The following is an 18466-nucleotide window of genomic DNA, read 5'->3' as shown; positions in this document are numbered from 1 at the left end:
CCGAAACTGCGAGCGATGCCGTGTCGTAAATCGAATGGAGCTACGCTAACGATAGCTCCGCCTCGGGGCAACCGCCCGGCCGACGAAAGAAGGCGGGGCAGAATTTCGACCTGATGCGTCGCATAACGTGCGACGCGTGGTTCGCGGATGGCGGCGCGTTCGACCGAGAAAGAGGGGGAGGTTTTCCCTCGACCACGGTAACGCGGCCGACCTCCCCGCGCCGGATCAGCTCTCGCCGATCTCCACAAGTACGCGGCCACGGACCTTTCCCGAGAGGATGTCCGCGCCGAGGCGGGGCAAGTCCGGCAGGCGGGCCGTCTCGACCATCGCCTCGAGCTTGTCGAGCGGCAGGTCGGTCGCGACGCGGCTCCAGGCGCGTCTGCGCGCCTCGAAGGGTTGGGAAACGCTATCGATCCCGAGAAGATTGACCCCGCGCAACAGGAACGGGATGACCGTCGCGGGAAGGTTCGGGCCTCCGGCAAGGCCCACGGCCGCCACGGACCCGCCATAAGCCATCTGGCCCAGCACGCGGGCAAGCATCGCGCCCCCGACCGCATCGACGCATCCCGACCAGTTCTCCGATTCCAGCGGACGCTTGACCGTCTCCGCCAGCTCCTCGCGTGCGACGATCCGGTGCGCCCCCAGTTCGGTCAGGTACTCCACGTTCTCCGGCCGCCCGGTGACCGCAGCCACCTCGTAGCCTAGACCGGCGAGGATGGCCGTGGCGATCGAGCCGACACCCCCTGACGCGCCCGTGACGAGAACCGGTTTCTCGGTGCCGGGCTCGAGGCCGTGATCTTCGAGCGCGATGACGGCCAGCATCGCGGTGAGGCCGGCGGTGCCCACGCACATCGCCTGTCGCGTCGTCAATCCCTCGGGCAGCGGCACGAGCCAGTCGGCCTTGACCCGCGCGCGTTCCGCGTAACCGCCCCAATGTGCCTCTCCCACGCGCCACCCGGTCAGGACGACCTTGTCGCCGGGGCTGTAGCGATCGTCGGACGACGCTTCGACCTCCCCCGCGAAATCGATACCCGGGACATGCGGATAGGTCCGCACCAATCCCCCTCCCGGACCGATGCAGAGCCCGTCCTTGTAGTTCAGGTCCGAGTATTCCACGCGGACGGTCACATCGCCCGGAGGCAACCGATCGTCGTCGAGCTGCGCCACCGCGGCCCGTGTCTTTCCGTCGTCGTCTTTCTCGACCAGCAGCGCCTGAAACATCGTCTCCCCCGTTCTGTCACTCGATCCCGGAACCGCGCCTGTCGATGCGCGCGGTCCAGCGGGGCCGACGGTCTGCCGGACCGGGCGGGGTGTCAACACGGGGCGGGACGCGGGGAACTTCTTCTTGCGTCGCGATGGGGGCGCTCTTAGCGTCTGCGCCCGTATGCCTGTCAAACGGAAGGATCGCATGACCCGCCCGCTTTTCGCCCTCGCCCTCCTCGCTGCCGGACCCGCGATGGCCCAGGACGATTCGCTTCTCGTCTTCGACTATTCCGGGTTCGAGGATCCGAACTTCCACCAGCCTTATGTCGAGGCCCACGGCCAGGGCCCCGATTTCAGCTTTTTCGGCGACGAGCAGGAAGCCTTTCAGAAGCTCCGATCGGGCTTTCGCGCCGACGTGGCCCATATCTGCGCGGGCTCGGTGAGCACCTGGGCGGAATCGGGCCTTCTCGAGCCATGGGATACCTCGCGGATCGACGCGTGGGAGAACATCAACCGCGACCTCGTGGGCGAGGACGTGACCGACGACACCGAGGAGGTGCTGTTCGTCCCGACGGATTACGGCTCCACCGCCATTGCCTACAACACCGACACGGTCCCGGCGGAGGATGTGGCCTCCCTATCGGTTTTCGAGAACCCCGAATACGCCGGGGCCATGACGCTTCCCGACAATGTCGACGATGCCTACGCGCTCGCGTATCTCGCGACCGGCACGACGGATTGGGGCTCGGTCACCGATGCGCAGTTCGAAGCCGCGTCGGATTGGCTCCGCAATGTCCACGAGAACCTCAGGACCTACTGGACCGATCCCGCGGAGCTCGCCCAGCTTCTGGCCTCGGGCGAGGTTCAGATCGCCTGGGCGTGGAACGAGACGCTGCCCACTCTGGCCGAAGAGGGTTTCCCGATCGGCTTTGCGCGGGAGACGGAAGAGGGATCGTCGCTCTGGCTCTGCGGCTACGTCAATCTCGCCGACGGGGACGGGTCGGAGGATCTAGCCTACGATTATCTTAACGCGATCCTCGCGCCCGTGTCGGCGGAACCGCTCATGGAAAGCGGGTTCGGATCCGCGAACGAGGCGGGAATGCAGCAGATGGGAGAGGACGTCCTCGTGGCATCCGGTCTCGGCGCGATCGACGTTCCCGTCTTCGCGCAACTTCCCCTCGACGTGGAGCTGCGCGAACGGCAGAGCGCGGAGTTCGAGCGGATCAAGGCAGGTTTCTGAGGAATTCCGGCCCCGATCGTACGATCGAGGGCGAGGGGCCACGCCGCATCTTGAAATCCGGTCGCAACTTGCGTAGATCTGGATCGTTCCTTCGGGGACTATGGTGATAAACGCGCAAGTAATAAGCGGATCGGACCCGGGGGCGGTACCCGGCGGCTCCACCAAACATCCCATCGTTGGGGATCATGGGGCCGAAACAGGATCGACGGACGTCTAAAGTTGTTGCTTTTACTCGGTGAGGTACCACCGTTATCGGTCCGGAAAAGTACAATTGCCAACGACAATCGTGCTCCGGTCGCCGTCGCAGCCTAAGCTGTGACAAGACCGAAATCTAAGCCCTTGCGCCTAGCAGCGTAAGGCGGGGTCCGCAGGCACCTGGCAACAGAAGCCTGCATTTTCAACTCCGCTTCACGTTTCGATAAGCCTCTGGTAGTACCGATTGATCGGATACAATCGGAAAGTGTGACGATGCGGCATGAAGACATCCTGGCGGAATTCTATCGAACCGTCTGGAGCGAGGGTGATGTCGCGTCGCTTGGTCGCTATTTCTCGCCGGACGCCCTGACAGCGGGAATCAGCCCGGAATTCGCCTTCCGGATCGAGGATTTCCAAGCTCTCGTGCAGGCCGTCCTCCGCCTCGTCGACAACGTTGACGTGAAATTGGTGCGTCTTGTCTCGGAAGGGGAATGGCTCTCGGCACTCACCGAGGTCAGCTGCACATCGCGCCGGACCGGCGCACCCGTCAGGCTTCGCGGCCAGTCGATCATGCGCTTCGTCGACGGCAAGATTGTCGAGGCCCACAACAATTTCGACACGCTCGACTTCTTTGTACAGCTCGGAATGCTGAGGCCGGATTTCACCGTCCGCCTCCTGGTTGAGAGCGACGCCGCCTGATCTTCTCGCGTCCCGCGGCAGCGCGCGTTGCGCTTCCGCTTGCAGCGGCCCTTTCCATCTTTCCAGAAAGTCTTATGCTTTACGCCAAAGACGGGAATTCGTTCATGGCGCGCAGTCTAGACTACGGCAACATGATGCATCGGGCCATGCGCGGTCTCATCCGCGAGGTACTGCTCGACGTCGCGGCACACGGCCTGCCTGGCGAGCATCATTTCTTCATCACGTTCGATACCTTGCACCCCGATGTGGAGATCGCCGACTGGTTGTCGGATCGCTATCCCGGCGAGATGACCGTGGTTGTCCAGCATTGGTATGACAATCTCGACGTCGGGGATGAAGGGTTCTCCATCACCCTCAATTTCGGGGACAGTCCGGAGCCGCTCTACATCCCGTTCGATGCGATTCGCACTTTCGTGGACCCCTCCGTCGAGTTCGGGCTTCGCTTCGAGTCGCAGACCGACGAGGAGGAAGTTCCCGCGGCGCAGATGGTCGAGATCGAGGAGAATGGCGCACCGGACGAGGAGGATGGCGATCGGGGCGCTCAGCCGGAGGCGGAAATCGTCCGGCTCGATTCCTTCCGCAAGTAGGCCTTCCGGGCCTTGCCGGGTCGGCACCGCTCTCGTATTCCCCACTGGAAGCCGCGAGAGAGGGTATAGCGATGACCGAGACACGTACCGAGACCGATAGTTTCGGCCCGCTCGAGGTTCCTGCCGACAAGTATTGGGGCGCACAGACGCAACGATCCGTGATGAACTTCCCCATCGGATGGGAGCGTCAACCGGTTGCCCTCGTCCGCGGGCTTGGCGTCATCAAGCAGGCCTGCGCCGAAGCGAACAAGGCCAGCGGCAAGCTCGACGGACGGCTCGGCGACGCGATCATCGAAGCCGCGTCGGAGGTCGTCGCGGGCAAGTGGGACGATCACTTCCCGCTGGTCGTGTGGCAGACGGGATCAGGGACGCAATCGAACATGAACGCCAACGAGGTCATCGCGAACCGCGCGATCGAGATCCTCGGGGGCGTGATCGGATCCAAGGATCCAGTCCATCCGAACGACCATTGCAACATGGGGCAGTCGTCGAACGACACCTTCCCGACCGCTATGCACATCGCGATCGCCACCACGGCGCGCGACGTGGTCCTGCCCGGTCTCGAGAAGCTACACGCGGCGCTGAAGGCGAAGTCCGATGCCTGGGGGGAGATCATCAAGATCGGCCGTACCCATACGATGGACGCGACCCCGCTCACGCTGGGGCAGGAATTCTCCGGCTACGCGCATCAGGTCGCGCTCGGGATCGAACGGGTGAAGGGCGCCCTGCCCCGCATCTATCTGCTCGCACAGGGCGGAACAGCCGTCGGCACCGGCCTCAACACTCCCACAGGCTGGGGCGAGGAGGTCGCGGGGAACATCGCGCGGATCACCGGCTTGCCCTTCGAGACGGCGCCGAACAAGTTCGAGGCCCTGGCGGCCCACGATGCGCTCGTGGAGATGTCGGGCGCGCTCAAGACGGTCGCGGCAAGCCTCTACAAGATCGCGTCGGACATCCGGTTGCTCGGGTCCGGCCCGCGCTGCGGACTGGGCGAACTGAAGCTGCCGGAGAACGAGCCCGGCTCCTCGATCATGCCGGGCAAGGTCAATCCCACGCAGGTGGAGGCCCTGACGCAGGTCTGTGCGCATGTGATGGGCAACGACGCTGCGGTCGGTTTTGCCGGGTCGCAGGGTCAGTTCGAGCTTAACGTGATGAAGCCGATGATGGCCTACAACGTCCTGCAGAGCATGCAGCTTCTGGGCGACGCCGCATCCTGCTTCACCGATAATTGCGTAGCGGGGATCGAGCCCGACGAGGAGCGGATCGGACGGCTGATGCGTGAATCGCTGATGCTCGTCACCGCCCTTGCGCCGCAGATCGGCTACGACAACGCGACGAAGGTCGCAAAGACCGCGCACAAGAACGGCACGACCCTGAAGGAAGAGGCGATCGCGCTCGGCTTCGTCGATGCCGAAACGTTCGAGGCCGTCGTGCGGCCCGAGGAGATGATCGGCCCGAAATGAGCGAACCCGTGAACCTCAACCGCGTCCGCAAGGCACGCGACCGGGCCGAAGCGAAGGCCCGCGCGGATGCGAACGCGGTGAAGTTCGGCCGCAACAAGGCCACGCGGTCGGCGGAGGCGACGCGCAATGCCCGCGACCGCGCGGTCCTCGAGGCGCATCGGAGCGACGACGAGGGCAAGTGACGCCGCCCCCCGCCAAGAGATCCCTCACGCTGCGCGGACATCGTACGAGCGTCTCGCTGGAGGACGCGTTCTGGACGGAGTTCCGCGCCATCGCCGCGCGTGACAAACGTGCGATCAACGATCTTGCCGCAGAGATCGATGCCGGTCGTGCTCCGGAAACCGGGCTCGCCTCCGCGATAAGGGTCTTCGTTCTCGAGGATCTGCAACGCCGCGCGTCGCATGGGGTGACGTGACGAGCCAAGCTCAGCTCAACCCATCAGGGCAAGCCCGGGAAAGGTTTCCAGGAGCCACCAGGAAAAGGCGGTAAACGCGCCTGTAAGAAGCGCGACCCCCACGACGAGCAGGAGCGCCCCCATCGCCCGCTCGATGGCCTTCATGTACGGCTTTAGCCGGTTCATGACGGTCAGGGCCCGCTGCATGAAGATCGCGACGGCAAGGAACGGGATGCCGAGCCCGGCCGCATAGGTCGCCAGAAGCATCGTTCCGCGGCCGACATCCGCCTCCGACGCCGCCAGGGAAAGGATTGCGCCGAGTTGCGGGCCGATGCAGGGCGTCCAGCCGAACGCGAAGGCAAGACCGAGGACATAGGCGCCGAGAGAGGAGCCACCTCGATCGCCGGCGTCGAGACGCGCTTCCCGATCGAGGATCGGGATCCGGAACACGCCCAGGAAATGCAGACCGAAAACAATGACGACGGCGCCCGACAGCCGGGCAAACATCACTTGGTTCTGGAGGAAGAACGCACCGAACGCGGAGGCGGTGAAGCCGAGGAGGAGGAAAACCGTACTGAGGCCCAGAATGAAGAAGATCGCCGCCACCACCGCGCGCGACCGCGCCGAGGCGGAGCCGCTCATCTCCGACACGCTGATCCCGCCCATATAGGCGAGATAAGGGGGCACGATCGGGAGGACGCAGGGGCTCAGAAACGACAGAAGACCGGCCGTGAGCGCGATGAGCATGGCCGGCAGGAGTGACGCGTCGATGATGTCGAACCCGATCATGACGGGGCCTTATCCGAAGTTGCGGCCGAGGTCACGTACCGCAGGGCTCACAAGCCTGTGGACAGTGCCGTCTGCGCGATTACGGTCGGACGGATGAATTTCGAGCCTGATGTGATCGACCTCGATGCGCGCGGACTGCTCTGCCCGCTTCCCGTCCTGAAACTGCGCAAGCGGATTGCCGGAATGGAGACCGGTCAGGTCCTGCGCGTCCTCGTGGACGATCCGGCAGCGATCGTGGATATTCCACACTTCTGCGCGGAAAGCGGATGCGAGATCGTGGGTAGCGAAGAGGCGGCCGATTGCCGCCTCTTCCTCGTCAGACGGGGATCGTAGGACCCCCCGGTCGATCAGCCGCGCAAAGACCACCAGCCGCGCCGCTTGGGCTTGTGATCGGCGTCCGGCGCACCTTCGGCATTCGCAGGTTCCGGATCACGTCTTTCCTCCGGGGCTTCCGCTTCGGTCTCGGGAGCAGGCGGAGCAATCGGTACATCGCGGGTGATCGCATCGGAGATGTCTTCCGGCACGGGGCGATCAGCGACTTCCTCGGTCGTCTCGGCCGGAGGGGCGGATGCCGTCTCCTCCACGACAGGTTCCGCAGGAGCCGGGCTTTCCTCGACCGTCGCATCGGGAGTATCGCCCGATGCCGTCTCGGTCTCACGCGGTTCGGACGACGTCTCGGGGGCCCCGCCATCCGACTTGCGGCTCCGCGAACGAGAGCGCTTCCGCTTCGGTGGCGCAGCGTCGTCGTCCTGCTCCGCATCGCGTGTGGCGTGCCCTTCCCCGTCTTCATCGGACGCCTGCGCATCGTCGCCGTCAGCGCTGCGGGACTCGTCGGATTGGCCGCCATTCTCACCGCCGGATTTGCGGCGACGGCGCCGACGGCGGCGCTTCTTGGGCTTCTCTTCGTCGGTCCGCGCCGAATCCTCGGTGTCGGCCCCCGCATCGTGATCAGGTTCGGAGGGAAGCGATTCCGCCGCGGGCGGGGCTTCGGTCTCGTCGACCTCCTGCTCCACCTCGTCTGCGTCGATCTCCTCCATCATGGCGCTCGATGAGACGATCGCGGCCGATTGCTCGACCACGCGAGTGGATTGCGTTTTGAACTTCTCAACCTTGTAATCCGGGCTGACCATGCCGGAATCGGCTTCCACACGCACGGCCATGCCGTAACGCGCCTCGATCAGGGCGATGTGGTCGCGCTTGTGGTTCATGAGATAATTGCAGATCGCCACGGGGCAGATCACCAGAACCTCGCGCGACCGCTTCCGCGTCCCCTCCTCCTCGAGCTGCCGCAGGATGCTGAGCGAGACATTGTCGTCGGATCGCAGGAGACCGGTGCCGTGGCAGTGCGAGCACGGCTGCGTCGTCGCCTCGATCATGCCCGGACGCAGGCGCTGGCGCGACATCTCCAGAAGGCCGAAACCCGAGATTTTGCCCACCTGGATGCGGGCGCGGTCGGTCTTGAGCTTGTCCTTGAAATGCTTCTCGACGGACGCGTTGTGCTTGCGATCCTCCATGTCGATGAAGTCGATGACGATCAGGCCGGCGAGATCGCGCAGGCGGAGCTGCCGAGCCACCTCTTCGGCGGCCTCGAGATTCGTCTTGTAGGCCGTCTCCTCGACCGAGCCTTCCTTCGTGGCCCGACCGGAGTTCACGTCGATCGCGACCAGAGCCTCGGTCACGCCGATGACGATGTAGCCGCCGGACTTTAGCTGCACCGTCGGATTGAACATGCCGTTGAGATAGGTTTCGACCTGATGGCGCGCGAAAAGCGGCATCTGGTCGTGGTAGTTCTTCACGTTCTTGGCGTGGGACGGCATGATCATCTTCATGAAGTCCTTGGCGGTGCGGTAGCCGCCCTCGCCCTCGACGAGCACCTCGTCGATCTCGCGATTGTAGAGGTCGCGGATCGAGCGCTTGATGAGGTTGCCCTCTTCGTAGATCGGCGCCGGTGCGATCGAGCGCAACGTCAGCGCGCGGATCTGCTCCCACATGCGCTGCAGATATTCGTAATCGCGCCGGATCTCCGTCTTCGTGCGCTTGGCACCCGCGGTCCGCACGATGAGGCCCGCGCCGCGCGGCACGTCGATGGAGCTCGCGATCTCCTTAAGCTTCTTGCGGTCCGCGGCGTTGGTGATCTTACGGGAAATGCCGCCGCCCCGCGCCGTGTTGGGCATGAGAACACAGTAGCGGCCCGCGAGCGACAGGTAGGTGGTCAGTGCCGCACCCTTGTTCCCGCGCTCTTCCTTGACGACCTGAACGAGCAGGATCTGGCGGACCTTGATGACCTCCTGGATCTTGTACTTCTTCGCCCGCGGCTTGCGCGGACGGCGGACCTCATCCTCGACATCGTCGTCGGCCACGGATTCGATCGACTCGTCGCTCTCGACCGCGTCGACGGCCTCTCGCGCGGCTGCGTCGGGCCTCGGGTCGTCCTCGACGAGATCGACGACGTCCATTCCCGGGATCGCGTCGATCACCGCAGCGGTGCGGGCCGTCGCCTGAAGATCGCCGTCGTTCGCGTCGGCCTCTTCACCGTTCTCGGCATCATCGGCGGCCTCGTCCGGCTCTGCGGAGGTCACGCCATCGTCCGAACGGGCCTCGGCAGGCTTCGAACGGCTGCGCGAACGGGTCCTGCGCTTGGACGTCTCCTCTTCCTCGCGCTCGGCTTCGGCCTCCGCGGCTTCCTCGGCGAGGAGCGCCTCACGATCGGCGACGGGGATCTGGTAATAATCGGGGTGCACTTCGGAGAAGGCGAGGAAACCGTGACGGTTTCCGCCGTAATCGACGAAGGCCGCCTGCAGCGAGGGTTCGACCCGCGTTACCTTCGCGAGGTAGATATTGCCGGCGAGCTGCCGCTTGTTTTCGGATTCAAAGTCGAATTCCTCGACCTTGTTGCCGTCCACCACCACGACGCGGGTTTCTTCCGCATGGGTGGCGTCGATGAGCATCTTTTTTGCCATGGATCCAATTTCCGCACCCCGCCACAAGGCCGCGCATATCGCTGCACGCGGTTCCGGATCGCAGGATGTCTGTTTGCGGCGAAGACGCTGGCGCCCCATTTCCCGTCGGGCGCCCCGAAGGGCGCGTCATCGGCGGGATCGTGTCGGGCGCGCGGCGCATCGCATTTCGTCTCCGATGCGCGGAAACCGCGCATCCTCAGGGCCACGACACAGCGAACTATGTCGGGACGTATCGTGGACCGGTCAGGTCCGGATCGATTCGGCTGGACGGAGGTCAAGCCTGCGTCTCGCCAGGAAAATCGCTCGAATTGCCCACGCGTCGATCGCGCGGGAAAACCCGGTAAGATTACATACGAGGTTTCGCGTAGGATTTACAATCCCAATGTGGAGCGATCGAATCAACCTTTAGAAGAAAAGCGCATGGGAGGGATCGGTCCGGCGTATCGCCACAGGGCTAGAGGTAGTCCGACCGACTAAGGGAATATTTCGCCATCTTCTCATTCAGCGTCCGCCGCGGCAGGCAGAGCTCGTCCATGACCGCCACGATGGAGCCGCGATGGCGGCGCATCGTGTTGTCGATCAGCATCCGCTCGAACGCCTCGACGTATTCCTTGAGCGGCTTGCCCTCCGTCGTCATGCCGGGCTCGCCATCCTCCTCGTCGGCCATCAGGAGGGAGGAGATCGTGCCCGTCCCGCGGCGGTTCTGCATCACGGCCCGCTCCGCCACATTGACGAGCTGGCGGATATTGCCGGCCCAGGGCGCCTGAAGGAGCTGTGCGGCCTCCTGCGCGCTCACTTCCGGGGGCTCGCAGCCGTATTCCTCGGCCGCCTGCTCGGAGAAGCGCGCGAACAGGGTCAGGATATCCTCGCCCCGCGCCCGGAGCGGCGGCAGGGTGATCTTCATCGCGGCCAGACGGTAATAGAGATCGGGGCGCAGCACGTCCTCGCAGGTCTTGCCCTGTTCCGAGAGGTTCGAGATCGCGACGAGCCGCGTTTCCGCCGGATGGCCCTGCTCGTTGATCCAGGTGAGAAGCCGCGCCTGCAGACCCGTGGGCAGCGCGTCGATGTCCTCGAGGACGAGTGTCCCGCCCCGTGCCTGTTCGAGCAGCGGAACGTCGGCCTCGTTCGGGCCGAAGAGACGCGTCGCGAGTATCTCCTCCGGCTGCCCGGCACAGGAGAAGAGGACGAACTTTCGACCCGCCCGCGCCCCCACCGCATGCAGGGCATGTGCGACGAGCGTCTTGCCGGTTCCGGTCTCCCCGTCGATGAGGACATGGCCGTCGGCCTGACCGAGATCGAGGATGTCCTCGCGCAGCCGCTCCATGACGGGGGAGGATCCGACGAGCTTGCGCATGATGCCGCTGCCATCCGACAACTCGCGACGCAGCGCGCGGTTGCTGAGCGTGAGGCGGCGGCTGTTGGTCGCCCGCTTGGCAAGGTCGGTCATGCGATCCGGATTGAACGGCTTTTCAAGGAAATCGAACGCGCCGACGCGCATCGCCTCGACGGCCATCGGGACATCGCCGTGGCCGGTGATCATGATGACCGGAAGGGCCGAATCGACGCTCATCAGGCGCTTCAGGAAGGCCATTCCGTCCATTCCGGGCATCTTGATGTCGCTGACGACGACGCCCGGATAGTCCGAGCCGAGCGACTTCAGCGCGTCCTCCGCGGATGGAAAGGTTTCCGTGTCGAATCCGGAAAGCGACAGCCACTGGCTGATCGATTGCCGCATGTCCTGTTCGTCGTCGACGATCGCGATCTTCATGGCGTTGGCCATCTAACCCTCACTCAGCTGCTTCTTTCAGCTCCGATTGAATCGGAAGTTTCATTTCAAAGACCGCGCCCCCCGCGCGCCCGTTTCTCGCAGTCAACCTGCCACCAAGGTCGCTCACGATCCCCGAGGAGATCGCGAGGCCCAGACCGGTTCCGTCACCGGGGGCCTTGGTCGTGTAGAACGGCTCGAACAGCGCATCGAGATCGCTGATCCCAACGCCATTGTCGCGCACCGTCAGGACCGCGGTATCGCCCGAGGAAAGGATGAGCTCGATGATTGGCGGACGTGCATCGCGGGTCGCGTCGATCGCGTTCCTGAGCAGATTGACGATCACCTGCTCGACACGGATGCGGTCGGCAACGACGCGCACGGGATGCGCAGGGACGGACCGATGGATGCGCACGTCGCGGGTCTTGAGCTGCGGCTCCATCAGCGCCAGCGCGGCCGAAACACTCTCGCGCATGTCGAGCGGCTCGAAAGCATCACCCCCCTTGCGGGCATAGCTCTTCAATTGCCGGGTGATGGCGCCCATCCGCTCGATCAGGTCGTCGATCCGGAAGAAGGCGGCGAGCGCCTCTTCGGGACGGTTGCGCTTCACGAGCAGCCGCGCGCCTGCGAGATACGTCTTCATCGCCGCGAGCGGCTGGTTCAACTCGTGGCTCACCGCTGCCGACATCTCGCCGAGGACGGCGAGCTTGGAAGTCTGCGCGACTGTCTGTTCGGCCACTTCGAGGTTCTTCTCCGCTCGCTCCCGCTCCGCGATCTCCCGCTGGAGCGCGGCGTTGAGCACCCTTAGATCGGCCGATTCCCGTTGAAAGAAGGTGACGCGGCTTCGCGCGCGCCGGCTGACGAGATAGAAACCCGCCGCCATCAGGAGCGCGAACCCCATGATCTCGAGCGCCAGCACCCCGTTCACCCGCTCCCGTACGCTCGCATACGTGGTGAAACTCGTCATGCGCCAGCCCTGGAACGGGATCCGGGTCGTCTGCCGCATCACCGCTTCGCCCGACAGATAGGCATCGGCGGGCAGCGCGGTCCAGTCGGCGGTCGCCTGGATCGCGCGCTGAATTGCGCCCGTGGGCGAGCGTCGGGCCAGCGCGACCTCTTCCTCGAGCCCGCGCCAGCGGCTTTCGGTCGCGAGGATGATCTGGCCTTCGCTGTTGGTCACAAGGACCGCATCGGAGAAACCGGCCCAGGCCTCCTCGAACTGCTTGAGATTGACGCCCACGACGATCACGCCGGTGAGATTGCCGCCGACCTCGATCCGACGCGAATAGGTGAAGGCGAAGGCGCCACTGTCGCGCCGCACGGTGGAGAAGACCGTGTCGTCGGAGCGTTGGGCATCCACGAAATACGGATCGGACGCGTGATTCGACCCGAGCTGATTGCGATCCGTGGACGCGACCACGCGCCCTTCGCGGTTCAGGAGCATCAAGGACGCGGCGCCGATATCGTCGAGATAGGAGATCAGCCGCTGCGTCGTCTGCGAGAAATCGCCCGATGTCAGCGCCCCGATCAACGCGGGATCGCGGCTGAGAAGGAGCGGCACGACGCTCGCCTGGCGCAACTCGCTCATCAGGTTGCCGGAATAAAGCGCGAGGCGGACTTCCGCCCGGTTCCGGGTGCTTTCGGTGAAACGCTGCGTCAAAAGTGCATTGGTGACCCAGAGCGTGGCAATTGCCACCAGAACGAGCAACGCTGCGGAAATCCGCAGCATCCAAGCGCGCCCAGGCGTCTCCGCCGCCTGCGAATCGTGTTCGGTCGGAGCCGTCATGCCGTGAAACTAGGCGTCAATGCGCCATGCAACAAGCTCAGGCCGCAGCGAATGACCCTGCGAGACTGGCGAAAAGCCGCCGACCATCGGTTCCGCCGAGTGCCGGATCGGCAGCGCGTTCCGGATGCGGCATCAATCCGAGCACGCGGCCGTTATTACTCACGATACCGGCAATATCAAGAAGGGACCCGTTGGGATTTTCGGCATAGGTGAAGGCCACGCGGCCCTCGCCCCGAAGCCGGGCGAGCGTCTCGGCGTCTGCGGAATAATTCCCGTCGTGATGCGCGATCGGGATACGGATCTCCTCGCCCTGCTCATAGGCCGAGGTGAAGGGGCTCTCGGTGTTTCCGACGATGAGGGGGACCGGGCGGCAGATGTACTTGATGCGTTGATTTCGCATCAATGCGCCGGGGAGGAGGCCGGTTTCGGTGAGGATCTGAAAGCCGTTACAGATGCCGAGGACGTGGCCGCCGCGGCCCGCGAAGGCGGCGACGGCGCGGCAGATGGGCGAGCGGGCGGCGATCGCGCCGCAGCGGAGATAGTCGCCGAAGGAGAAGCCGCCCGGCAGGCCCACGAGGTCGAGCCCGTCGGGCAGCGTCGTTTCCTTGTGCCAGACTGGAACGACCTCGAAGCCCACCTGGCGCAGGGCCACGGCGAGGTCGCGGTCGCAATTCGATCCGGGGAAGACGACGACGCCCGCCTTCATGCGATGCGGCCTTCGAAAAGATCACGCGTCGTGAGGCACTTGCACCCGCTCACCCGACGATCTCCACCCGGTAGCGTTCGATCACCGTGTTGGCGAGGAGGCGTTCGCACATCTCGGCGATCCGGTCCTCTGAGGTGCCGTCGGCGAGGTCGAGCTCGATCACCTTGCCTTGCCGGACGCCTTCGACCCCGTCGAAGCCCAGCGCGGCGAGCGCGTGGCGCACGGCCTCGCCCTGCGGATCGAGGACGCCGTCCTTCAGCATCACGTGCACCCTAGCCTTCATCGCGCATCTCTCCCCGGGAGGTATCGCGGGGAGCGGTAGCGCGGATGGCGCAGGCGTTCAAGACGGGCGGGGTGCGCACACGGCATGTACACGGGGCGTACATCTCCCGTGCAGCGAACGTACACCGGGCGTGCAGGGAACGTGCATCTTCCGTGCAGCGCGCGTCCCGACATCGTGCACCGAATGTCTGCACGACGTGCACCGCGCGTACACCGGCCGCGTTCGGCGCGTTCATCGCATCGCAAGGATTGCGGGGCGCGGAAGATTACGGTTCCCGCTACGGCGGAGACGGGGCGGACGACCGATGCGATGGCGTGCCGGGCAGGACGGAACGTGGCAGCGATGGGGGACGCGGGGCGGGGTGGCATGGACCATCGAGGTCCCGGGTCGGGGCCCGGGACGGCGGGGGAGAGGGGTGGGCCGGACGCCGCTGCTCGGCGAGGTCCCGGGTCGAGGCCCGGAACGTCGGAGGAGAGGGGTGGGGCGGACGGCCTTGACCGGGGCGCGTCGGCCCGGAGCGGACGCTCAGTTGATGAGCGTCGGCTTCGTTGCGTGGGTGACGTTCGAGGGCAGCACGCCGAGGCGACGGGCGACTTCGGTATAGGCGTCGGTCAGGTTGCCCAGATCGCGGCGGAACACGTCCTTGTCGAGCTTCTGGCCCGTCTCGATGTCCCAGAGGCGGCAGCTGTCGGGGCTGATCTCGTCGGCGACGATGAGCCGCTGGAAGTCGTTGTCCCAGATCCGGCCGATCTCGATCTTGAAATCGACGAGCTTGATCCCGACGGCGAGCATCAGGCCCGACATGAAGTCGTTCACGCGCAGCGCGAGCGAAACCATGTCGTCGAGATCCTGCTGCGTGGCCCAGCCGAAGGCGGTGATGTGCTCCTCGGAGACGAGCGGATCGCCCAGCTTGTCGTCCTTGAGGCAGAATTCCACGATCGGGCGCGGCAGAGCCGTGCCCTCGGCGAGGCCCATCCGGGTCGAGAGCGAACCGGCGGCGAAATTGCGCACGATCACCTCGAGCGGGATGATCTCCACCGAGCGGATGAGCTGCTCGCGCATGTTGATGCGCTTGATGAAGTGGTTCGGGACGCCGATCTGCGTGAGCCCCTTCATGAAGAATTCGGACAAGCGGTTGTTCAGGACGCCCTTGCCCTCGATCGTGGCCCTCTTCTCCGCGTTGAAGGCGGTGGCGTCGTCCTTGAAATACTGCACGAGCGTCCCGGGCTCCGGGCCCTCGTACATGATCTTGGCCTTTCCTTCGTAGATCTTCTTGCGGCGTGCCATGGAAACTCCGTTCGGGCGGCGGGCCCGTTCGCGCCAAGCCTATAGGCCACCTTGACCCCTACGGCAAGGCGAGGCGCGGGCCGCCTCTTGCGGGGGGATCGCGGCAAAACCATATGCCATGAAAGTCCGGCGACGGCATGGGAGGACAGGATGGGCACATTCGACGATCGCGAAAGATCCTTCGAGAACAGGTTCGCGAAGGATGCGGAGATGCAGTTCAAGGCCGATGCGCGGCGCAACCGACTGCTCGGGCTCTGGGCGGCGGAGCGGATGGGGCTCGAGGGCGAGGCGGCCGCCGATTACGCCCGCGAGGTGGTCAAGAGCGACTTCCAGGAGGCGGGCGAGGAGGACGTCTATCGCAAGGTCGCGGGCGATCTCGGCGACAGGGCAGACGAGGGCGAGATCCGCGCGAAGATGGCCGAGCTGATGACCGAGGCGAAGGCACAGCTCATGGACGGGCGCTGACGCCCCCTTCCCCCGCGAGCCGACCCCCCATTATTTGCGCAGGGCCGCTTTTCGTGAGATGGCGCCCGCGACCCGTCCGTTGAGAGAGGCCCCGACGATGACCCAAGATGCGCTTTCCCGCATGCTCGCCCGCCGCGACTGGATACTCGCGGACGGGGCGACCGGCACGAACCTCTTCAACATGGGGCTGCAATCGGGCGAGGCGCCGGAACTCTGGAACGTGGACGAGCCCGACAAGATCCGCGCCCTCTACCGCGGGCCGGTGGAGGCGGGATCGGACCTGTTCCTGACCAACACGTTCGGCGGCAACGCCTCGCGGCTGAAGCTCCATGACGCGCAGGACCGCGTGCGCGAACTCAACCGGGCGGGGGCGGAGCTTGCCCGCGAGGTTGCCGACGCGGCCGGGCGCGACATCGTCGTCGCGGGCTCCATCGGGCCCACGGGCGACATTTTCGCGCCCATGGGCACGCTCACCCACGAGGCGGCGGTGGAGATGTTCCACGAGCAGGCGGAGGGCCTGAAGGAGGGCGGCGCCGACGTGCTCTGGGTTGAGACGATCTCCGCGCCCGAGGAATACAAGGCCGCGGCCGAGGCGGCGGCGCTCGCCGGGATGCCCTGGTGCGGGACGATGAGCTTCGACACGGCGGGCCGCACGATGATGGGCACGACGTCGGAGGGCATGGTCGCGCTGGTCGGGAAGCTGAAGGATCGCGCGCCGATGGCGTTCGGGGCGAATTGCGGCGTCGGCGCGTCGGACCTGCTGCGCACCGTCCTGGGCTTTACCGCGCAGGGGCCGGAGCGGCCGGTGATCGCCAAGGGCAATGCGGGGATCCCGAAATTCAGCGGCGGGCACATCCATTACGACGGCACGCCGGAGCTTATGGCCGAATACGCGGTGATGGCGCGCGATTGCGGGGCGACGATCATCGGTGGCTGCTGCGGCACGACGCCCGAACATCTCGCGAAGATGCGTGCGGCGCTCGAGGAGCGGGAGCGCGGACCGCGCCCGTCGCTCGAGCGGATCGTGGAGGTGCTGGGCGGATTCTCGTCCGAAAACGACGGCACTGGCGACGACGCGGCGCCCGCCCGCGCGCGCCGGGGGCGCCGCCGGAGCTGACCCCACGAGGCCCCGGCTCGGGGACCGGGGCGGCGCGGGCGTAGGCGATCCGCGTCAGGTCCGGTTGGCCTGGTTCGGATCGGAGGTCGAGCCGGGCCCGGTTCGCGGGTCGTCCGGGTCGCTGTCGTCGGGGCGCACCTTCGCGGGGTGCTCCGGCGTCTCGGGCAGGCCGGTGCGCGTGGCCTGGTTCGGATCGTCCGTGGTCCCGGTCTTCGGGTCGGTGTCGGTCGGGTCCGTCATGGCTGTCTCTCCTCCGGCGGATGCATTCCACGAAGGCCAATCCGGGATGCGGGGCGGCGGTTCCGCGCGCCCGCGCGTCAGAAGAGCGCAAGCTGCGTGCCCGGCCGGGGCGGCGGGGCGAAGAGGTCGCGGCGGAGCGGCGGCAGGCGGCAGGCGAGCCCAAGGCGGCGGCAGGCGAGATCGAACCGGCGGGCGACGAGATCGGCGAAGAGCCCCTCCCCGCGCATCCGGCGGCCCCAATCGGCCGAGTAGGGCTTGCCGCCATGCATCTCCCTCAGCCGCGCTATCACCTTGGCCTTGCGCCCCGGCGCATGCGTGTCGAGCCAGTCCTCGAAAAGGCCCGCGACCTCGAACGGGAGGCGCAGCATGACCCAGGAGGCGGCGACGGCGCCCGCGTCGCGGGCGGTCCCGAGGATCGCCTCCATCTCCGGGTCGGTGAGGCCCGGGATGATGGGCGAGACCATGACGCGCACCTCCACCCCCGCCCGCGCGAGCGCCTCGATCGTGCGGAGCCGCGCGGCGGGGGGCGGGACGCGCGGCTCCAGCCGCCGCGCGAGGCCCGCGTCGAGCGTGGTCACGGAGATGCCGACGCGCGCGAGGTTTGCCCCCGACATCTCCGACAGGATGTCCGCGTCGCGCAGCACGAGCCCGCCCTTCGTCGCGATGGTCAGGGGATGGCGGAAGGCCTGCAGCACCTCGAGGAGCCCACGCATGATGCGCCTGTCGCGCTCGATCGGCTGGTATGGATCGGTGTTCGTCCCGAGCGCCACGGGGGCCGCGGCGTAGCCCTTGCGGCGCAATTCGCGCTCGAGCACGCGTGGCGCGTCGGGGCGGGCCACGAGCTTCGTCTCGAAATCGAGGCCCGGCGAGAGGCCGAGGAAGGCGTGGCTCGGGCGGGCGAAGCAGTAGATGCAGCCGTGCTCGCAGCCGCGATAGGGATTGATCGACCGGTCGAAGCCGATATCGGGAGACGTGTTGCGCGTCAGGACGCGGCGCGGCACCTCCTCGCGCACCTCCGTCCGGACGGGCGGCAGATCGTCCTCCGCCGCCCAGCCGTCATCCTCCGCCGTGCGGGTGTGGCGGTCGAACCGCGTCTCGGGATTGGCGGGCGTCCCGCGTCCGAGGACACGGTGGCTGCGGGAGGGAATCGGCGGGGTCATGCGGGCAGACTAGAACACATGGAGAACATCCGCCAACCCCGCCGATGCGCCCGGCCCCCGGTCTTGCACCTGCCCGTCGGGGAACGCACAAACGGTGTCGGAATCCGCCTAGTGCTCCACCGGCGAT

Annotated in this window: 19 protein-coding genes and 1 other RNA gene; 10 read left to right on the top strand and 10 right to left on the bottom strand. The window is 66.0% G+C overall.

Annotation, left to right across the window (positions count from 1 at the left end; genetic code table 11):
• Positions 1–225: 225 nt before the first annotated feature.
• Positions 226–1221, bottom strand: coding sequence for an MDR family oxidoreductase (locus LX81_RS15690; protein ID WP_111538266.1), 996 nt, complete (start codon positions 1219–1221; stop codon positions 226–228).
• 187 nt (positions 1222–1408) lie between these two features.
• On the opposite strand from LX81_RS15690, the gene LX81_RS15685 reads away from it, so the two are divergent.
• The 7 genes from LX81_RS15685 to LX81_RS15655 all read left to right on the top strand — a co-directional run bounded on the left by LX81_RS15685 (position 1409) and on the right by LX81_RS15655 (position 5802).
• Positions 1409–2443 carry an extracellular solute-binding protein gene (locus LX81_RS15685; protein WP_111538265.1) on the top strand — a complete coding sequence of 345 codons (1035 nt, stop codon included), beginning with the start codon at positions 1409–1411 and terminating at the stop codon, positions 2441–2443.
• A 46-nt stretch (positions 2444–2489) separates the two neighbouring features.
• Positions 2490–2839: a transfer-messenger RNA gene (gene ssrA / locus LX81_RS15680) on the top strand.
• A gap of 72 nt (positions 2840–2911) precedes the next feature.
• Positions 2912–3337 carry an ester cyclase gene (locus LX81_RS15675; RefSeq protein WP_111538264.1) on the top strand — a complete coding sequence of 142 codons (426 nt, stop codon included), beginning with the start codon at positions 2912–2914 and terminating at the stop codon, positions 3335–3337.
• Positions 3338–3441: 104 nt separating this feature from the next.
• Positions 3442–3924, top strand: a complete 483-nt coding sequence (locus tag LX81_RS15670) for an SspB family protein (protein ID WP_111538301.1) — start codon at positions 3442–3444, stop codon at positions 3922–3924.
• 71 nt (positions 3925–3995) lie between these two features.
• Positions 3996–5387: a class II fumarate hydratase gene (fumC, locus tag LX81_RS15665; protein ID WP_111538263.1), complete on the top strand. Its 1392-nt coding sequence runs from the start codon at positions 3996–3998 to the stop codon at positions 5385–5387.
• Positions 5384–5569 carry a DUF4169 family protein gene (locus LX81_RS15660; RefSeq protein WP_111538262.1) on the top strand — a complete coding sequence of 62 codons (186 nt, stop codon included), beginning with the start codon at positions 5384–5386 and terminating at the stop codon, positions 5567–5569. Before fumC ends, LX81_RS15660 begins: the two co-directional genes overlap by 4 nt.
• Positions 5566–5802, top strand: coding sequence for a ribbon-helix-helix domain-containing protein (locus tag LX81_RS15655; RefSeq protein ID WP_111538261.1), 237 nt, complete (start codon positions 5566–5568; stop codon positions 5800–5802). The genes LX81_RS15660 and LX81_RS15655 overlap by 4 nt, the downstream gene beginning before the upstream one ends.
• Before the next feature lie 15 nt (positions 5803–5817).
• On the opposite strand, the gene LX81_RS15650 is transcribed toward LX81_RS15655, so the two are convergent.
• Positions 5818–6570: a cytochrome c biogenesis CcdA family protein gene (locus tag LX81_RS15650; protein WP_111538260.1), complete on the bottom strand. Its 753-nt coding sequence runs from the start codon at positions 6568–6570 to the stop codon at positions 5818–5820.
• A gap of 93 nt (positions 6571–6663) precedes the next feature.
• On the opposite strand from LX81_RS15650, the gene LX81_RS15645 reads away from it, so the two are divergent.
• A complete protein-coding gene (locus LX81_RS15645) occupies positions 6664–6903 on the top strand; it encodes a sulfurtransferase TusA family protein (protein ID WP_111538300.1) in 240 nt (79 codons plus the stop codon).
• A 14-nt stretch (positions 6904–6917) separates the two neighbouring features.
• Here the strand turns inward: LX81_RS15645 and LX81_RS15640 are convergent, their stop codons facing one another.
• The 6 genes from LX81_RS15640 to purC all read right to left on the bottom strand — a co-directional run bounded on the left by LX81_RS15640 (position 6918) and on the right by purC (position 15357).
• A complete protein-coding gene (locus tag LX81_RS15640; RefSeq protein ID WP_111538259.1) occupies positions 6918–9530 on the bottom strand; it encodes a ribonuclease E/G in 2613 nt (870 codons plus the stop codon).
• A 454-nt stretch (positions 9531–9984) separates the two neighbouring features.
• Positions 9985–11310, bottom strand: a complete 1326-nt coding sequence (locus LX81_RS15635; protein ID WP_111538258.1) for a sigma-54-dependent transcriptional regulator — start codon at positions 11308–11310, stop codon at positions 9985–9987.
• A 7-nt stretch (positions 11311–11317) separates the two neighbouring features.
• The gene (locus LX81_RS15630; protein WP_111538257.1) at positions 11318–13081 is read right to left on the bottom strand and encodes a sensor histidine kinase; all 1764 of its coding nucleotides are present in this window, start codon (positions 13079–13081) and stop codon (positions 11318–11320) included.
• Between the two features lie 37 nt (positions 13082–13118).
• Positions 13119–13787: a phosphoribosylformylglycinamidine synthase subunit PurQ gene (gene purQ / locus LX81_RS15625; protein ID WP_111538256.1), complete on the bottom strand. Its 669-nt coding sequence runs from the start codon at positions 13785–13787 to the stop codon at positions 13119–13121.
• Between the two features lie 49 nt (positions 13788–13836).
• Complete coding sequence (gene purS / locus LX81_RS15620) at positions 13837–14070, bottom strand: phosphoribosylformylglycinamidine synthase subunit PurS (protein ID WP_111538255.1); 234 nt, start codon at positions 14068–14070, stop codon at positions 13837–13839.
• Positions 14071–14595: 525 nt separating this feature from the next.
• Positions 14596–15357 (bottom strand): phosphoribosylaminoimidazolesuccinocarboxamide synthase, encoded by a 762-nt coding sequence (gene purC, locus LX81_RS15615; protein ID WP_111538254.1) that lies wholly within the window; start codon positions 15355–15357, stop codon positions 14596–14598.
• A gap of 150 nt (positions 15358–15507) precedes the next feature.
• Here purC and LX81_RS15610 point away from each other — a divergent pair, with 150 nt between their 5' ends.
• Both LX81_RS15610 and bmt read left to right on the top strand, forming a co-directional pair.
• Positions 15508–15822, top strand: coding sequence for a DUF1476 domain-containing protein (locus LX81_RS15610; RefSeq protein WP_111538253.1), 315 nt, complete (start codon positions 15508–15510; stop codon positions 15820–15822).
• Between the two features lie 97 nt (positions 15823–15919).
• A complete protein-coding gene (gene bmt, locus LX81_RS15605) occupies positions 15920–16939 on the top strand; it encodes a betaine--homocysteine S-methyltransferase (RefSeq protein WP_111538252.1) in 1020 nt (339 codons plus the stop codon).
• A gap of 54 nt (positions 16940–16993) precedes the next feature.
• Here bmt and LX81_RS15600 read toward each other — a convergent pair whose 3' ends face one another.
• Positions 16994–17179, bottom strand: coding sequence for a hypothetical protein (locus LX81_RS15600; protein ID WP_111538251.1), 186 nt, complete (start codon positions 17177–17179; stop codon positions 16994–16996).
• Between the two features lie 77 nt (positions 17180–17256).
• Complete coding sequence (locus LX81_RS15595) at positions 17257–18339, bottom strand: PA0069 family radical SAM protein (RefSeq protein WP_111538250.1); 1083 nt, start codon at positions 18337–18339, stop codon at positions 17257–17259.
• Positions 18340–18466 lie beyond the last annotated feature (127 nt).

It is taken from the genome of Palleronia aestuarii, from assembly GCF_003253995.1.
In the GTDB taxonomy this organism is placed as follows: Bacteria; Pseudomonadota; Alphaproteobacteria; order Rhodobacterales; family Rhodobacteraceae; genus Palleronia; species Palleronia aestuarii.
Note: the sequence above shows the minus strand (reverse complement) of the source record. Positions and strands in the feature narration are given on the sequence as shown.

What these genes read in the sequence shown, in the direction of transcription:
- purQ (WP_111538256.1), bottom strand. Translation starts at nt 13,787, where the DNA reads ATGAAGGCGGGCGTCGTCGTCTTCCCCGGATCGAATTGCGACCGCGAC.
- LX81_RS15675 (WP_111538264.1), top strand. Translation starts at nt 2,912, where the DNA reads ATGCGGCATGAAGACATCCTGGCGGAATTCTATCGAACCGTCTGGAGC.
- LX81_RS15645 (WP_111538300.1), top strand. Translation starts at nt 6,664, where the DNA reads ATGAATTTCGAGCCTGATGTGATCGACCTCGATGCGCGCGGACTGCTC.
- LX81_RS15635 (WP_111538258.1), bottom strand. Translation starts at nt 11,310, where the DNA reads ATGGCCAACGCCATGAAGATCGCGATCGTCGACGACGAACAGGACATG.
- LX81_RS15650 (WP_111538260.1), bottom strand. Translation starts at nt 6,570, where the DNA reads ATGATCGGGTTCGACATCATCGACGCGTCACTCCTGCCGGCCATGCTC.
- purS (WP_111538255.1), bottom strand. Translation starts at nt 14,070, where the DNA reads ATGAAGGCTAGGGTGCACGTGATGCTGAAGGACGGCGTCCTCGATCCG.
- LX81_RS15610 (WP_111538253.1), top strand. Translation starts at nt 15,508, where the DNA reads ATGGGCACATTCGACGATCGCGAAAGATCCTTCGAGAACAGGTTCGCG.
- bmt (WP_111538252.1), top strand. Translation starts at nt 15,920, where the DNA reads ATGACCCAAGATGCGCTTTCCCGCATGCTCGCCCGCCGCGACTGGATA.
- LX81_RS15640 (WP_111538259.1), bottom strand. Translation starts at nt 9,530, where the DNA reads ATGGCAAAAAAGATGCTCATCGACGCCACCCATGCGGAAGAAACCCGC.
- LX81_RS15630 (WP_111538257.1), bottom strand. Translation starts at nt 13,081, where the DNA reads ATGACGGCTCCGACCGAACACGATTCGCAGGCGGCGGAGACGCCTGGG.
- LX81_RS15690 (WP_111538266.1), bottom strand. Translation starts at nt 1,221, where the DNA reads ATGTTTCAGGCGCTGCTGGTCGAGAAAGACGACGACGGAAAGACACGG.
- LX81_RS15660 (WP_111538262.1), top strand. Translation starts at nt 5,384, where the DNA reads ATGAGCGAACCCGTGAACCTCAACCGCGTCCGCAAGGCACGCGACCGG.
- fumC (WP_111538263.1), top strand. Translation starts at nt 3,996, where the DNA reads ATGACCGAGACACGTACCGAGACCGATAGTTTCGGCCCGCTCGAGGTT.
- LX81_RS15685 (WP_111538265.1), top strand. Translation starts at nt 1,409, where the DNA reads ATGACCCGCCCGCTTTTCGCCCTCGCCCTCCTCGCTGCCGGACCCGCG.
- LX81_RS15670 (WP_111538301.1), top strand. Translation starts at nt 3,442, where the DNA reads ATGGCGCGCAGTCTAGACTACGGCAACATGATGCATCGGGCCATGCGC.
- LX81_RS15595 (WP_111538250.1), bottom strand. Translation starts at nt 18,339, where the DNA reads ATGACCCCGCCGATTCCCTCCCGCAGCCACCGTGTCCTCGGACGCGGG.
- purC (WP_111538254.1), bottom strand. Translation starts at nt 15,357, where the DNA reads ATGGCACGCCGCAAGAAGATCTACGAAGGAAAGGCCAAGATCATGTAC.
- LX81_RS15600 (WP_111538251.1), bottom strand. Translation starts at nt 17,179, where the DNA reads ATGACGGACCCGACCGACACCGACCCGAAGACCGGGACCACGGACGAT.